Here is an 828-nt window from a genome sequence, read left to right on the forward strand (position 1 = left end):
GTCTCGACGGCGTCGAGCGTTTCCGTAAGCGAGCCGATCTGGTTGACCTTAACCAGGATCGAGTTGGCAACCCCCATGCGGATGCCGTCGCGCAGCCGCGCCGTGTTGGTGACGAACAAATCGTCGCCAACCAGCTGCGTCTTCTTGCCGATCAGGTCGGTCAGGTACTTCCAGCCTTCCCAATCGTCCTCGGCAAGACCGTCCTCGATCGAGATGATCGGATAGTCGGCGGCAAGCTTGGCCAGGTATTTGGCCTGGGCCTTGGGATCGCGCGTCTTTTTCTCGCCTTCATAGACGTAGTTGCCGTCCTTGAAGAACTCGGTCGCGGCGCAATCGAGGCCGAGCGCGATCTCGTCGCCCGGCTTGAAGCCGGCCTGCTCGATCGATTCCATGATGAAATCGAGCGCCACCGGAGCGCTTTTCAGGTTCGGGGCAAAGCCGCCCTCGTCGCCGACATTGGTGTTGTGGCCGGCATCCTTCAGTTTCTTGCGCAGCGTATGGAAGATTTCCGAACCCCAGCGGACACCTTCGCGCAGCGTCGGCGCGCCGATCGGCAGGATCATGAATTCCTGGAAATCGATCGGGTTGTCGGCATGCGCGCCGCCATTGATGATGTTCATCATCGGTACCGGCAGGAGATGCGCCTTGGTGCCTCCGACATAACGGTAGAGCGGCAGGCCGGCGGCATCAGCGGCCGCCTTGGCCACCGCCAGCGAAACGCCGAGAATGGCGTTGGCGCCAAGCCGGCTCTTGTTGGGCGTGAAATCCTGGACAGCCGTGGAAATCCGACCGTCGAGGTCGATGTCATTCTCGAAGACGGCTCGATGG

General features: G+C 61.4%; 1 pseudogene. It reads right to left on the reverse strand.

The features are described from left to right. A pseudogene (eno, locus tag EN879_RS37565) lies at positions 1–743 on the reverse strand (phosphopyruvate hydratase); the annotation flags it as partial. Positions 744–828: the final 85 nt, after the last annotated feature.

Source organism: Mesorhizobium sp. M7A.F.Ca.AU.002.02.1.1 (genome assembly GCF_003998535.1).
GTDB lineage: Bacteria > Pseudomonadota > Alphaproteobacteria > Rhizobiales > Rhizobiaceae > Mesorhizobium > Mesorhizobium ciceri.